The sequence below is a fragment of the Amycolatopsis sp. CA-230715 genome (assembly GCF_018736145.1).
Lineage (GTDB): Bacteria > Actinomycetota > Actinomycetes > Mycobacteriales > Pseudonocardiaceae > Amycolatopsis.
On sequence record NZ_CP059997.1, the window covers coordinates 4,285,283 to 4,298,136 of the forward strand.

Annotated in this window: 14 protein-coding genes; 6 read left to right on the top strand and 8 right to left on the bottom strand. The window is 68.3% G+C overall.

Annotation, left to right across the window (positions count from 1 at the left end; translation table 11 throughout):
- Positions 1-41: 41 nt before the first annotated feature.
- On the bottom strand, positions 42-1,331 hold the full coding sequence (locus tag HUW46_RS20350) for an acetyl-CoA C-acetyltransferase (RefSeq protein ID WP_215548777.1): 1,290 nt from the start codon (positions 1,329-1,331) through the stop codon (positions 42-44).
- 138 nt (positions 1,332-1,469) lie between these two features.
- On the opposite strand from HUW46_RS20350, the gene HUW46_RS20355 reads away from it, so the two are divergent.
- Positions 1,470-2,828, top strand: a complete 1,359-nt coding sequence (locus HUW46_RS20355; RefSeq protein ID WP_215548778.1) for a 3-oxoacyl-ACP reductase — start codon at positions 1,470-1,472, stop codon at positions 2,826-2,828.
- Positions 2,828-3,682 (top strand): MaoC family dehydratase, encoded by an 855-nt coding sequence (locus HUW46_RS20360; protein ID WP_215548779.1) that lies wholly within the window; start codon positions 2,828-2,830, stop codon positions 3,680-3,682. Before HUW46_RS20355 ends, HUW46_RS20360 begins: the two co-directional genes overlap by 1 nt.
- Position 3,683: 1 nt before the next feature.
- Here the strand turns inward: HUW46_RS20360 and HUW46_RS20365 are convergent, their stop codons facing one another.
- Positions 3,684-4,328: a TetR/AcrR family transcriptional regulator gene (locus HUW46_RS20365; RefSeq protein WP_215548780.1), complete on the bottom strand. Its 645-nt coding sequence runs from the start codon at positions 4,326-4,328 to the stop codon at positions 3,684-3,686.
- Positions 4,329-4,460: 132 nt separating this feature from the next.
- Between HUW46_RS20365 and HUW46_RS20370 the strand changes: the two genes are divergently transcribed.
- Complete coding sequence (locus HUW46_RS20370) at positions 4,461-5,108, top strand: SCP2 sterol-binding domain-containing protein (protein WP_215548781.1); 648 nt, start codon at positions 4,461-4,463, stop codon at positions 5,106-5,108.
- 118 nt (positions 5,109-5,226) lie between these two features.
- Complete coding sequence (locus HUW46_RS20375; RefSeq protein ID WP_215549993.1) at positions 5,227-5,775, top strand: SCP2 sterol-binding domain-containing protein; 549 nt, start codon at positions 5,227-5,229, stop codon at positions 5,773-5,775.
- 16 nt (positions 5,776-5,791) lie between these two features.
- Here the strand turns inward: HUW46_RS20375 and HUW46_RS20380 are convergent, their stop codons facing one another.
- Both HUW46_RS20380 and HUW46_RS20385 read right to left on the bottom strand, forming a co-directional pair.
- Positions 5,792-6,019 (bottom strand): DUF397 domain-containing protein, encoded by a 228-nt coding sequence (locus HUW46_RS20380; RefSeq protein ID WP_254126361.1) that lies wholly within the window; start codon positions 6,017-6,019, stop codon positions 5,792-5,794.
- Between the two features lie 22 nt (positions 6,020-6,041).
- Positions 6,042-6,923, bottom strand: a complete 882-nt coding sequence (locus HUW46_RS20385; protein ID WP_215548782.1) for a helix-turn-helix domain-containing protein — start codon at positions 6,921-6,923, stop codon at positions 6,042-6,044.
- Between the two features lie 115 nt (positions 6,924-7,038).
- On the opposite strand from HUW46_RS20385, the gene HUW46_RS20390 reads away from it, so the two are divergent.
- Positions 7,039-7,341 carry a hypothetical protein gene (locus HUW46_RS20390; protein WP_215548783.1) on the top strand — a complete coding sequence of 101 codons (303 nt, stop codon included), beginning with the start codon at positions 7,039-7,041 and terminating at the stop codon, positions 7,339-7,341.
- Here the strand turns inward: HUW46_RS20390 and HUW46_RS20395 are convergent, their stop codons facing one another.
- The 3 genes from HUW46_RS20395 to HUW46_RS20405 all read right to left on the bottom strand — a co-directional run bounded on the left by HUW46_RS20395 (position 7,342) and on the right by HUW46_RS20405 (position 10,542).
- Entirely contained in the window at positions 7,342-7,812 is a 471-nt protein-coding gene (locus HUW46_RS20395) for an FxsA family protein (protein ID WP_215548784.1), read from the bottom strand.
- Between the two features lie 208 nt (positions 7,813-8,020).
- Positions 8,021-9,940 (bottom strand): ABC transporter ATP-binding protein, encoded by a 1,920-nt coding sequence (locus HUW46_RS20400; RefSeq protein ID WP_215548785.1) that lies wholly within the window; start codon positions 9,938-9,940, stop codon positions 8,021-8,023.
- Positions 9,941-9,966: 26 nt separating this feature from the next.
- The gene (locus HUW46_RS20405) at positions 9,967-10,542 is read right to left on the bottom strand and encodes a TetR/AcrR family transcriptional regulator (protein WP_215549995.1); all 576 of its coding nucleotides are present in this window, start codon (positions 10,540-10,542) and stop codon (positions 9,967-9,969) included.
- Positions 10,543-10,653: 111 nt separating this feature from the next.
- On the opposite strand from HUW46_RS20405, the gene HUW46_RS20410 reads away from it, so the two are divergent.
- The gene (locus HUW46_RS20410; protein ID WP_254126363.1) at positions 10,654-11,490 is read left to right on the top strand and encodes a hypothetical protein; all 837 of its coding nucleotides are present in this window, start codon (positions 10,654-10,656) and stop codon (positions 11,488-11,490) included.
- Between the two features lie 34 nt (positions 11,491-11,524).
- On the opposite strand, the gene HUW46_RS20415 is transcribed toward HUW46_RS20410, so the two are convergent.
- Positions 11,525-12,850: a dihydrolipoamide acetyltransferase family protein gene (locus tag HUW46_RS20415; RefSeq protein WP_215548787.1), complete on the bottom strand. Its 1,326-nt coding sequence runs from the start codon at positions 12,848-12,850 to the stop codon at positions 11,525-11,527.
- Positions 12,851-12,854 lie beyond the last annotated feature (4 nt).

Below are 12,854 nucleotides of genomic sequence, written 5' to 3' on the forward strand. Positions count from 1 at the left end.
GGCCGTGGCACCGACAGTTCGCGTCCGATTTAGCCTAAGGCTTACTTTTCCAGGATCGCCGTGATGCCCTGGCCGCCCGCCGCGCAGATCGAGATGAGACCGCGGCCGGAACCCTTCTCGTTCAACAGCTTCGCGAGCGTCGCCACGATCCGACCGCCGGTCGCCGCGAACGGGTGGCCAGCGGCGAGCGAGGAGCCGTTGACGTTGAGCTTGTCGCGGTCGATCGAGCCGAGCGGGGCGTCCAGTTCGAGCTTCTCCTTCGCGAACCGCGGGTCCTCCCACGCCTTGAGGGTGGCGAGCACCTGTGACGCGAACGCCTCGTGGATCTCGTAGAAGTCGAAGTCCTGCAAGGAAAGCCCGGCGCGCGAGAGCATGCGCGGCACCGCGTACGCGGGCGCCATGAGGAGACCTTCGCCGCCGTGGACGTAGTCGACCGCCGCGGTCTGGGAGAACGTGAGGTAGGCCAGCACGGGCAGCTTCCTGGCCGCGGCCCACTGCTCGGTCGCCAGCAGCACGGTCGACGCGCCGTCGGACAGCGGCGTCGAGTTGCCCGCGGTCATCGTGCCGGACGGGCCACCGAAGACGGGCTTGAGCTTCGCGAGCTTCTCGGCGGTGGAGTCGCCGCGCAGGTTCTGGTCGCGCGCGAGCTTGAGGAACGGGGTCACCAGGTCGTCGAAGAAGCCGCGGTCGTAGGCGGCGGCGAGCCGCTGGTGGCTGGTCGCGGCCAGCTCGTCCTGCGCGGCACGCGCGATTTCCCATTCCTTGGCGGTCAACGCGGCGTGCTCGCCCATCGACAGGCCGGTGCGCGGCTCCGCGTTCTGCGGGATCGCGGGCACGATGTGGCCGGGCCGGATCTTGGCAAGGAGCTTCAGCCGGTCGCCGACGGTCTTCGCGGCGTTGACCTTGACGAGGATGCGGCGCAGGTCGTCGTTCACCGCGAGCGGCGCGTCGCTGGTGGTGTCGACGCCGCCGGCGATCGCGGAGTCGATCTGGCCGAGTGCGATCTTGTTCGCCACGTTCACGATGGCCTGCAGGCCCGTGCCGCACGCCATCTGCACGTCGGAGGCGGGCGTGCTCGGCGACAGCGCGCTGCCGAGGACGCTTTCCCGCGCGAGGTTGAAGTCCTTCGAGTGCTTGAGCACCGCACCCGCCGCGACCTCGCCGATCACCTCGCCCTGCAGCGAGTAGCGGCTGACCAGCCCGTCGAGCGCCGAGGTGAACATGTCCTGGTTCGACGCGTTGGCGTACGGCCCATTGGACCGCGCGAACGGGATCCGGTTGCCGCCGATGATGGCGACCTTGCGCACCGCGGGTGCCCTCTTCGTGGCCATGGCTCCTCCTGATTCCCGCCCGCCGCGCGACCGCCGCTTGCGGTTCGCGCCACAGTATTTGCCGTTCCGTGTCCCATCGTAACCTACCGGCGAGTAGGTTACGATGGGAGTGACGCAACCGAATGCGGGAGGCTTTTCATGGCGGACAGGTACCAGCAGTTCACGAAGACGCCCGTGGGGCGGTTCCTGGTGCCGAAACTCGGCCTGCCCAGCGCGCCGACCCTGCGCCGATACAAGCCGGGCCAGCCCGCACTCGACGGTCCCGCGCTCTTCGGCGCCGCGCCGGGCGGCAGGCTCGAGAAGACGCTGACCGAGCAGCTCGGCGACGCCGGGATCGAGGTCCGCACCACCCCGGTCGAGGCGGGCAAGCACGCGGCGCTCGTCTTCGACGCGACCGGCGTGCAGGACCCGAAGCAGCTTCGCGAGGTCTACGACTTCTTCCACCCGGTGATCCGCAGCGTCGGGAACTCGGGCCGGGTCGTGGTGTTCGGCACCCCGCCGGAACTCCTCGAGGGCAGGGCGCGGATCGCCCAGCGCGCGCTCGAAGGGTTCATCCGGTCGGTCGGCAAGGAGCTCAAGCGCGGCGCGACCGCCCAGCTCGTCTACGTCGCCGAAGGCAGTGAAGGCGCCACCGAGTCGACCGTCCGGTTCCTGCTGTCGGCCAAGTCGGCCTTCGTCGACGCGCAGGTGATCCGGGTCGGCGCAGTGAAGTCGCCCCACCACGCCCCTCCCGAGGTCGCCCCGCCCGCGGACTGGAAGAAGCCGCTCGACGGCAAGGTCGCGCTGGTCACCGGCGCTTCCCGCGGGATCGGCGCGGCGATCGCCGACGTGCTCGCCCGCGACGGCGCGCACGTCGTAGCGCTCGACATCCCCGCGCAGGGCGCCGATCTGTCGAAGGTGGCGAACAAGGTCGGCGGTTCCGCGCTGCAGCTCGACATCACCGCGGCCGACGCCCCGCAGAAGCTCGCCGAGCAGCTCACGAGCAGGCACGGCGGCGTCGACATCGTGGTGCACAACGCGGGCATCACCAGGGACAAGACGCTCGGGAACATGTCCGACGGCGCGTGGGACTCGGTGCTGACCGTGAACCTCGCCTCGCAGCTCGCGGTGAACGACAAGTTCCTCGCCGACGGCGTGCTGAGGCCGAACGGCCGGATCATCGGTGTCTCGTCGATCGCCGGTATCGCGGGCAACGTCGGCCAGACCAACTACGCCACCAGCAAGGCGGGCGTGATCGGCATGATCGACGACACCGCGCCCCGGCTCGCCGAGCAGGGCCACACGATCAACGCCGTCGCACCCGGGTTCATCGAAACGAAGATGACCGCCGCGGTGCCGCTGTTCATCCGCGAAGCGGGCCGCCGCCTGTCGAGCCTCGGCCAGGGCGGGCTGCCGGTGGACGTCGCCGAGACGATCGCTTGGTACGCGAACCCGGCCTCGGCCGCGGTCAACGGCAACGTGGTCCGCGTGTGCGGCCAGGCACTGCTGGGGGCGTGATGACCGTGAAGGTGCTCGATTCCCCGCCGAACCTCGGCTCGCTGTATTCGAAGGCGCTGCTCGGCGGCGTGCGCCCCGGCAAGGACGGCGACGCGCTGCCCGGCACCGAATACGTGCGCGAGGGCGTGAAGATCGCGCCCGCGCACCTCGCCGACTACAACCGCGTCTGCGGGTTCCGGCTCTCCGACGAGCTGCCGGTGACCTACCCGCACATCCTCGCGTTCCCGCTGCAGATGGCGATGATGACGGAGGGCGACTTCCCGTTCCCGCTGCTCGGCATGGTGCACGTGGCGAACCGGATCACCCAGCACCGGCCGGTCCGGATCGACGAGCAGTTCACCCTGCGTGTGCGGGCGGAAAACCTGCGCCCGCACGAAAAAGGCCGCCAGTTCGACGTGGTCAGCGAGGTGCTGCCGGTCGGCCAGGACAGTCCTGTGTGGACGGACGTGAGCACCTACCTCCGCCGTGGCGGAGGATCCGGAGACGGCAGTGACGCGAAGCAGCTCACGCCGCCCGCGCCGAACGCGGTGTGGCGAGTGCCCGCGGACATCGGCCGCAAGTACGCGGAGGCTTCCGGCGACCGCAACCCGATCCACCTGCACGCGTTGTCCGCCAAGGCGTTCGGCTTCCCGTCCGCGATCGCGCACGGCATGTGGTCGAAGGCGCACGCGCTGTCCGCGTTCGAAGGCAGGCTGCCGTCCGCGTTCACCGTGGACGTGAAGTTCAAGCTGCCGATCCTGTTGCCGGCGAAGGTCGCGTTCACCTCGTGGCGCACCGACGACGGGCTCGCTTTCGAGCTGTGGAACGCGCGCAAGCCGAAGCCGCACCTCTCGGGCAGCATCGTCGCGCTCTGAGCTATTCGGTCGGTTTCCAGACGTCGCCTTCGACCAGGTCGTTGAACCCGAGCCAGACCAGGTTCATCAACCAGGAGGCGAGCACGCCGTCGGAGACGTCGGGGTGGTCGAGCGCCCAGTCGGCGAGGGACTCGGCCGCGCCGACGAGCGCCGCGGACAGGCCCTCGCCGGAGAACTCAGCCTGCTCCGCGAGGCCTTTGCGGGCACCGGCGTTGACCACGAGCGCGGCCACGAGTTCGATCGCGCGTGCGCGCATCGCGGTGATCTCGGCGGCGAACTCCCCGCCGACGGTGAGCGCCTGGCGGTGCAGCACGGTCCACGATTCGCGGAAGTCGGCGACGAACCGGTAGAACGAGCGCAGGCCGTGCCACAGCTGCATGTCCGGCGGAAGCTCCGGTTTGACGCCGTCCTGGATGGCTTCCAGCAGGCGGGTGGCCTCGCGCCGGATGCACTTGGCGAAGAGGTCTTCCTTGGAGCCGAGGTAGGTGTAGATCATCGGCTTGGAGACGCCCGCGACCTCGGAGATCTCGTCCATCGACGCGGTGTGGTAGCCGTAGCGGGAAAACACCTGCACGGCGGCGTCCAGGATCTGCCGTTCGCGCACCGCCCTCGGCAGCCGTCGTGCGCGTTGTACTTCCTCGGTCACGCGGACCTCCTCTCCGAGGGTGAACGCTACCCGGACACGAGGTCGAGGTGTATTTTCCCCGCGTTCAAGCGGCTTGCCGCCTTACCTACTGACGCGTAGCCTACGCGTCAGTAGGTCTGATGGAGGGGTCGAATGTCGGAGCACACGGAGACCGGCCTGCGCGGGATGCGGGGTGCCGCGCTGGTCGACGCGCTGGAGCGGCTGGACCCCGCCGACCTGGGCCAGGACACGCTCGACGTGAACCAGCTCGCCGGCGCCATCGACCCGCGCGACCTCGGCAAGGACGACTTCCGCAGGCTGCTCGCGGCGCTGCTCAGGTTGTCCGAGCGGGCGCCGGAACTCGACCTGAGCAAGGTGGATCCCGCGCATTTCGCCACACTCGTGTCGCGCGCGTCGAAGACCCAGCTCGAACGGGTCGTCGCGGAGAAGACGCTCCGCACCCGCGTGCTCGGCGAGATCTTCGGCCGGATGAGCGCGCACCTGAAGAAGGAGCGCTCGCGCGGGGTGCGCGCGGTCGTCCACTGGCGGCTCTCCGGCGGGGACGGCGACGGCGGCTTCGACCGCTACGAAACCGTCATCGACGACGGGGAATGCAGCGTCAACCGGGAGATGACCGAACGACCCCGCGTGACCATCACGATCGCGCCCGCGGATTTCTTCAAACTCATCACGCACCAGGCGACACCCGCCGTATTGTTCGTCACCGGAAAGATCAGGATCAAGGGTGACCTGGCATTCGCGGCCGGGCTGATCGGATTCTTCGATCTCCCTAAACCGTGATGGTGCAGTAGACTCCGTTCCCGTGTCCTCCCGATCCGAAGAACACCCGTGGCGTCGGTGGTTGCGCTTTTCGCGCGGCCGTCACGGCGGTGCCACCCGCGCGGGTGAGCGGCACGCGGTGAACGCGTTCGCGGACAAGGTCGATCTCGGCAAGCTTTCGCCGGAGCAGTTCATCCAGCTGCTGGAAACCCTGCACATGCTGGGCACGGTCGGTGCGGGCGTCGAGCTGACCTCGCTGTCCACCGAGACGCTCGTCGACCTCGTGCAACGCGCGTCGAAGGAGCAGCTCAAAGCGATCGCGGAACACGCCGAACTGCGCTCCGTTTTCCTGGACGAGATATTCAGGAGGATGTCGGAGCATTTCGCGCCCGAGCGTGCGAAGAATGTGGACCTGGTGGTCAGCTGGCGTTTTTCCAACGGTGACGGCGAAGACGGGTTCGATCGGTTCCAGACCGTGATCGAGGACGGCATGTGCGTTTCCAGCACCGATCTCGGCCGCTCCCCGGACACCACGATCACGGTGGCCGCGGACGATTTCATCAGAATGGCCACCGGAAACGCGGCCGTCGCCACCATGTTCGTCACCGGGCGGGTGCGGGTGAAGGGCGAATACGCCCCCGCCGTCCGCCTCTCCAGCTACTTCGACATCCCGAAACCGACCGCGTAGGCGGCGCGGGCTCTAGTCAGCCGAGATCGTCGAACTCGCCCGCTTTGACGCCCTTCAGCCACGCGCTCATCTCGGCGCGGGTGAAGTAGGTGACCCCGGCGTCGGGGTTGTTGCTGTTGCGGATCGCGATGCGGCCGTCCGGCAACGCGGCCGCTTCGACGCAGTTGCCGCCGTTCGAGCCGCCGCTTTCCGAGTAGCTGCTCTTACGCCACGCGACTGTGGTCAGGGGGTTCACCTCAAGCATCGGTGACCTCCTCCGCTCTAGCTCACTGGTACTGCCGCATCGCCTCGGTGATCACTTCGGCGGATTCCTTGCGGGACAAGGCCCGTTCGGTGAGCATACCGAAGCGCAGCGTCCAGGAGCGCACACGCTCGCGGTCCTCGATGTAAATGGTTCCGGGAGATCCTTCGAAGTAACCGATGTCCGGAATGGGCTCGGGCAACGTGAGCAGCGTGAACGGTCCTTCCAGCCCAGGGCTGCCGCCGGTGTCCTTGGGCAAGATCTGGATGGTGACATTGGGGTTCTCGGTGACCTGAAGCAGCTTGCGTAGCTGATGGTGCATGACGATCGGATCTCCGACCAGGCGGTGGAGGATCAGTTCGTCCAGGATGAAATGCAGGTCGGGTGGGTTCTCCTTGGTCAGGATCTGTTGGCGGGCCATCCTTGCAGCCACACCGAGTTCCAGCTGGCCTGGATCGAATGCGCCAGGACTGATGGACATCATCAGTGCTCGGGCGTAGTCGGAGGTCTGCAGCAGTCCGTGGATGAGCTGGTTCTGGAAGTCGCGCAGAGCTACCAAGCCGGTCTCCAGGCTTAGTAGCGGTTGGACTACTTTCGGTGTGGACCCTTGGTATTGGTGCCACCAGTCGCGTTTGCGGGAGTCGATGGCGAGTTGGGTCAGCTCGGCCAGTGTCTCCGAGTCGTCGATCCCGTATGCGGTGAGGAGTTGTTCGATCTCGCGCGGTTTGATGTTGTGCTCGCGGTTCTCGACCCTGGAGAGCTTCGACCGTGACCAGTTGCCGCCGTGCTCCCGGAGGCGCTCGACTGCCTCGTCCTGGGTGAGATTTGCTTGCTCCCTAAGGACTTTCACCGTCGCGGCGAGCTGCCAGCGCCGGACGATCGACACGCCGCCCTCCGTTCCCTGCATCGGGGCGCCTCCGTTCGGGTGAAGAGTGGAACTTCCAGTTCCGCGAGTGGTGTCGACCATGTCAGGTTAGAGGCACACCGGGTGTCGGTGCAAACACAGTCCGTGGGAGGTCGGGATGGTAGCTGACGAGGAAGGTCCGCTCTGCGGCGAGGCGGAGTTCGACGAGCTGGTCAGGGACATGGTCGGCACCTTCGCGCCGCGCTTGTTCGCCGTCGTGGAGGAGTACGGAGAACGCGTCGATGCCCGGGTTGCCGCGTGGGGCATGGCTTTCGACGAGGAGGACGGCGCTGAGGTGATTTGCGTCGATGGTGGGCTGCGCATGTCCGTCCGCAGCCCGGACCGGGCGTTGGCGGGGTTCGCCCGGCGGCCGGAGGTGTCCGCGCGGGTGGTGTGGGTCGACCCGATCGAAGCCGCGTGATCAGCCTTCGACGACGCGGCCTTCGATCACGGTGGGCCGGGTCGTCGGCTCCTTCGGCTCTTCGGTGACGACCTCGCTGTCCACCACCATCACCGGGCCGCGGCGCTGGTTGGCGTAGGCCACCGCGCGGCGTTCGGCGCGGCGCAGCCACCACTTGCGGACGATGATGCGCGTCGGCGGGAACAGCATGAGCAGGCCCGCGACGTCGCTGACGAACCCGGGCAGCAGGATCAGCACTCCGCCGAGCGCGACGAGCATGCCGTCGGTGAGTTCGTTGTGCGCGGGCTTGCCCGCCCTCGCCGTCTCGGTGAAGGCGCGCATCGCGCGGGCGCCTTCCCGCCTCGCCAGCCACGAGCCGACGAAGGCGCCCGCGATGAGGAGGCCGATGGTCCCCAGGAATCCGATCGCGGAGCTGACCGCCCAGACGGCGGCCACCTCGGCAACCACGTAGAGCAGCAGCACGACAGCCATATCCGGTCAACGTACGGGACGCCCGATTTGCTCCCGCGACCCCGATCAGGTGAGCAGCGCGCCGACGACCAGCAGATCGAGGCCGAGCGGCCGGTCGCCGACGACGTTTAGCCCGCTAACTGCAGTTCAGTAGGTGAAGCAGGCCTGAGATGTAGAAATGTCGACTTGGCGACATTATCCGGACCTGTGGGTGCCAGGCACCGAGCGGTCAGTCCAGGTAGGCCGACGCCTGCAGGGTGAACAGGTCGGCGTAGCCGCCGCCGACGGCCATCAGTTCGCCGTGCGTGCCGAACTCGGCGAGCTTTCCGTTGTCCAGCACCAGGATCCGCCCCGCTTGCCGGACCGTGGAAAACCGGTGCGAGATGTACAGCGTGGTCCGGCCGCGGGAGAGTTCGTGCAGCCGGGTGAACAGTTCGTGCTCCGCCTGTGCGTCGAGCGCGGCTGTCGGCTCGTCCAGCACGAGCAGCGGGGCGTCCCGCATGAACGCCCTGGCCAGCGCGATCTTCTGCCACTCGCCGCCGGACAGGCTCACGCCGTCGTCGAACCAGCGTCCGAGCGGGCTGTCGTAGCCGCGCGCGAGCTGGTCGATCCGCTCGTCGGCGCCGGCTCGGCGCGCCGCTTCTTCGATGCGAGGACGGTCTTCGATGCGGGCGAGGTCGCCGAGCCCGATGTTCTCCGCCGCCGTGGCCTGGTAGGTCACGTAGTCCTGGAACATCGCGCTGATCCGTGCGCGCAGTTCGCCGGGGTCGAATTCGCGGATGTCGACGCCGTCGAGCCGGATCGTGCCCGCGGTCGGGTCGTACAACCGGCACAGCAGCTTGACGAGTGTCGATTTCCCGGCGCCGTTGCGGCCGACCACGGCGACCGTTTCGCCCGGCCGGATCTCGAAGCTGACGTCGTCCAGCGCCGGTTCCGCGGCGCCGGGGTACCGGAAGGACACGTGGTCGAATTCGATGCGCCCGCGCACCTGCTCCGGCACGGGCCGCGGCCGCGGTGGAGCGGTGATGTCCGGTTCGGTGCCGAGGAACTTGTAGAGCGTGTCGAGGTAGAGGTTGTTCTCGTACATGCCGGTGAAGCCGATGAACAACCCGGCCACCGCGGACTGCACGCCCGCCGCCGCGGCCGTGTACAGCGCCAGGTCCCCCAGCGTGAGCGTACCGCCGACGACTTCGAGCGAGATGTACAGCGCGATCGCCGAACCGGCGAACGTGGTCAGCAAACCCCACGAGGCGCCCACCGCGTTGCGCGTGCCGACGAGTTTGCGCTGGCGTTCGTAGTAGACCTTTCCGAGCCGCCGGAACCGGTCGACGAGGTGGTCGCCGAGCCCGAACAGCTTGATCTCCTTGGCGTAGGTGTCGGTGGTGACGAGCGAAGCGAGGTATTCCATCCGCCGCCGGATCGGCGAGCCGAGTATCGTCAGCGCGAATCCCCTTGCGCCATAACGGGATTCGGCGACGAAAGCGGGGATCGGCGCGAGCAGCGCGACGACGGCGAGCAGCGGGCTGATCGAGAACAGCAGCGCGATCATGCTGGCGAAGGTGATCGTGGTCTTCACCAGGCCGAGCGCCGAGCTCATCATGCCGAGCGGCCTGGTCGGCGCCTCTTGATCGGCCTGGCGCACCAGGTCGTACGAGCGCGAACCCTCGAAGAACGCCAGGTGCATCCGGCTCGCGTGCGCCATCACGCGGTGCCGGATGGTCAGCACCATCTTCTCCTGCATGAGCTGCTGGCACACGTTCGTCAGCGCGCTGGTCGCCGCGGTGGCCGTGAACAGTCCGAACTGGACGGTCGCGAGCCAGACGATCGCCGCCGTGCCGCCTCGGCCCTGCAACGCCGCGACCACGGCGTCCATCAGCAGTTTCGCGGCGTACGCGGTGACGGTCGGCATCAGTCCGGCGACGATCGTGACCAGCACGGTGACGACCGTCATCGGGCGGCTGGTCTCCCAGGTGAGCTTCGCGACGCGCGGCAGGCCGCGCACCGTGCCCGTCGCCGACGCGCGCAGCCTGTCCCATCGGGAGCGCAGATCTTTCGGCGCGCCAACGGGTTTCTCGTCCGGGATGTCGATCGGCCCGGTCAGCCCGCTGTCGGCGACCGAGGTGGTGCCCTCGAACAGGAATCTCAGCATGTGCGGTCCTCCCCCGCCCGCGCCGTTCATCCCGCCTCGACCGCGCCGTGCAGGAACAGGTCGACCATGGTGTCCACACTGGACAGTCCGCTGCCGCGCGCGCGGGTGAACTGGAGCGCGGTGAACATGGCGGCCAGGTCTTCGGCGGACCCGCGCAGGCGGTCCCGCTCGGGGTCGAACAGTTCCGCGACCGCCTCGTTCATCGCGACGAAGGACTCCCGCCGGGGATCGCCCTGCGGCTGCTCGCCCTCGGGCGCCTCGGGTGGCTTGCGCCGTAGCCGCCCACCGGCGGCGACCGCGCCCAGCACCGCGCCGATGCGGTCGAGGTAGGCGCTCATCGCCCCCGCGGCTTCGACGAGCTTGCGGTCCAGCGGCTGGTCGAGCGGGATGTCCGCGAGCACTTCGAGCACGCTGTCCGAGCGGAGCGCTTCGGCGATGCATTCGTCGATCAGTTCCTCCTTGTCCTTGAAGGCGCGGAAGATCGTGCCTTCGCCGATCCCCGCGGCGCGGGCGATCTGGCTGGTGGTGACCGCGGTGCCGTGTTCGGCGACGAGCGGCAGCACGGCCGTCACGATCATGCGCCTGCGGTCTTCGGTGCTCATTCCCGGCGCGCGGCGCCGGGCAGGGGGTGGGTTCATGGCTTCGAAAGTACGGAGTGAGCGCTCACTCCGTCAAGTGGGTATTCGGTTGCCCCGATGTGGTTTGCTTACGCGGTGCCCGATCCGAACCGCCCCTTCCGCTGGGATCTCGTGCGTCCCGACCAGCTCGGCACCTTGCTCGAAGGAACCGGGAAACCCGATCTGTGGTTCCTCGACGACCTGGTGGCGTGCGCGGCGAAGATCCTCGCGCGCTGCGACGACGGCGACCTCTACTTCGTCGGCCGTTCGCTCGACAGCGCGTTCGACCTGCTCGGCGGCGCGCTCGCGAGCACGAGCTGGCACGACCGGATCCGGCAGGTGCCACTGTCCACGTTCGGCTTCGGCGGCTGGGCGGGCGAGCTGCGCCCTGCGGAGATCACCCAGCTGCGCACGAACCTCGCCGATGCCGGGCTCACCCCCGAACGGCTGACGAGCCGCAGGCCCGTTGTCCTCGTCGACCTCGTGAGCACCGGTGGCACGTACGAAACGCTGTACCGCGAACTCCGCGCGTGGGTGGCCGACGAACGGCGATCCTGGGATGTGGCAAAGAAGAAGCTGCGGTTCCTCGGCGTCACCAGCCAGGAAAAGACGAGTCCGAACACTTGGCGGTGGCAGCAGCGCGCGGACTGGACGAGCGAACTCGCGGTCAAGAACATTTCACTGGACAGAGGCATTTACAGCTACTTCGCCGGCCAGCAGCACAAGCTCAGCCGCTCGTTCCTGCGCTGGATCTGGGCCGACGAACGGGCTCGTGATCCCCTGCACGACGACCGAACCAGGCAGGCACTCGCGGAAGCCGTCGCCGTGGTCGAAGCGGGGCGTGCGAGCGGATCGGACCTGGTGCGGCACATCACGCGCGAGCCGACCATGCGCGAACCTTGGTTGCGCGCGCTCGTCAGTGAGCTGAACTGAAGGAGGGGGCCGGAATCCCGGCCCCCTCCCTGGCTCAGTAGGTGATCGCCACCGCCGGGTCGGACAGCAGCGCGCCGACATCGGCGAGGAACTCCGAGCCCTGCTGGCCGTCGATCACGCGGTGGTCGAAGCTCAGCGAAAGCTGCATGACCTTGCGCACCGCGATTTCACCGTCCACGACCCACGGGGTGTCCCTGATCGCGCCGACCGCGAGGATCGCCGACTCGCCGGGGTTGATGATCGGCGTCCCGGTGTCCACTCCGAACACTCCGACGTTGGAGATGGTGAACGTGCCGTTGAGCATGTCCGCCGGGGTGGTCTTGCCCTGGCGCGCGGTGTCGGTCAGCTCGCCGAGCGCCGACGCCAGGTCCGAAAGGGACATCGCGTCGGCGTCCCTGATCTTCGGCACCACGAGCCCGCGCGGGGTCGCCGCCGCGATCCCGAGGTGCACGTAGTCCTTGTAGACGATCTCCTGCGCCGCTTCGTCCCACACCGCGTTGATGTCCGGCGTGCGCTTGGCCGCGAGGCAGACCGCTTTCGCGGCGAAGGCCAGCGGCGTCAGCTTGACCCCGGTGAACTCCCTGCTGTTCTTCAGCTTCGCGCGCAGTTCCATCATCGGCGTCACGTCGATGGTGAGGAACTCGGTGACGTGCGGAGCGGTGTAGGCGCTCTGCACCATCGCCGCCGCGGTCGCCTTGCGGACACCCTTGATCGGCACCCGGCGTTCCCGCGTCGCCGGGTCGTACCCGGTCGCCGCACTCTCCACAGTGGACACCGAGCCGGTGGCGGCGCGCTGGACGTCGTCACGCGTGATCACACCGCCGTCGGCGGAGCCGGTCAGCGCGTGCAGGTCGACGCCGAGGTCCTTGGCGAGCTTGCGGACCGGCGGCTTCGCGAGCGGGACGTACCCGCCGCGTGCCGGTTGCGCGACCGGTGCCGCTGCCGCGGCGGGAGCCGGTGCCGGGGTGGATCCCTTGCGGGCCCGCCGATGCGCCGAGACCGCCTTGGAACCGTAGCCGACGAGCGGCTTCATCTCTTCCTCTGCGGGCGCTTCGTCCACAGTGGACTTGGCGGGTGCCGAACCGTTCGCGGCCGTCGTCGCGGCCGCGCCACCGGGATCGACGTCGACGGTGAGGATCGGCGTGCCGACCTCCACCGTCTGCCCCGGCTCGACGAGCAACTCGGTGATCACGCCTGCCCACGGGATGGGGAGTTCCACCGCGGCCTTCGCGGTTTCGATCTCCACCACGATCTGGTTGACCGTGACCGTGTCGCCTGGCTTGACCTTCCAGTCGAGGATGTCGGCCTCGGTGAGGCCTTCCGCCGTGTCGGACAGCGGAAATTGCTTGTACTCGGGCATTTTC

Coding starts and splice junctions, on each gene's coding strand:
- HUW46_RS20350 (WP_215548777.1), bottom strand. CDS start 1,331: ATGGCCACGAAGAGGGCACCCGCGGTGCGCAAGGTCGCCATCATCGGC.
- HUW46_RS20355 (WP_215548778.1), top strand. CDS start 1,470: ATGGCGGACAGGTACCAGCAGTTCACGAAGACGCCCGTGGGGCGGTTC.
- HUW46_RS20360 (WP_215548779.1), top strand. CDS start 2,828: ATGACCGTGAAGGTGCTCGATTCCCCGCCGAACCTCGGCTCGCTGTAT.
- HUW46_RS20370 (WP_215548781.1), top strand. CDS start 4,461: ATGTCGGAGCACACGGAGACCGGCCTGCGCGGGATGCGGGGTGCCGCG.
- HUW46_RS20380 (WP_254126361.1), bottom strand. CDS start 6,019: ATGCTTGAGGTGAACCCCCTGACCACAGTCGCGTGGCGTAAGAGCAGC.
- HUW46_RS20385 (WP_215548782.1), bottom strand. CDS start 6,923: ATGCAGGGAACGGAGGGCGGCGTGTCGATCGTCCGGCGCTGGCAGCTC.
- HUW46_RS20390 (WP_215548783.1), top strand. CDS start 7,039: ATGGTAGCTGACGAGGAAGGTCCGCTCTGCGGCGAGGCGGAGTTCGAC.
- HUW46_RS20395 (WP_215548784.1), bottom strand. CDS start 7,812: ATGGCTGTCGTGCTGCTGCTCTACGTGGTTGCCGAGGTGGCCGCCGTC.
- HUW46_RS20400 (WP_215548785.1), bottom strand. CDS start 9,940: ATGCTGAGATTCCTGTTCGAGGGCACCACCTCGGTCGCCGACAGCGGG.
- HUW46_RS20405 (WP_215549995.1), bottom strand. CDS start 10,542: ATGAGCACCGAAGACCGCAGGCGCATGATCGTGACGGCCGTGCTGCCG.
- HUW46_RS20415 (WP_215548787.1), bottom strand. CDS start 12,850: ATGCCCGAGTACAAGCAATTTCCGCTGTCCGACACGGCGGAAGGCCTC.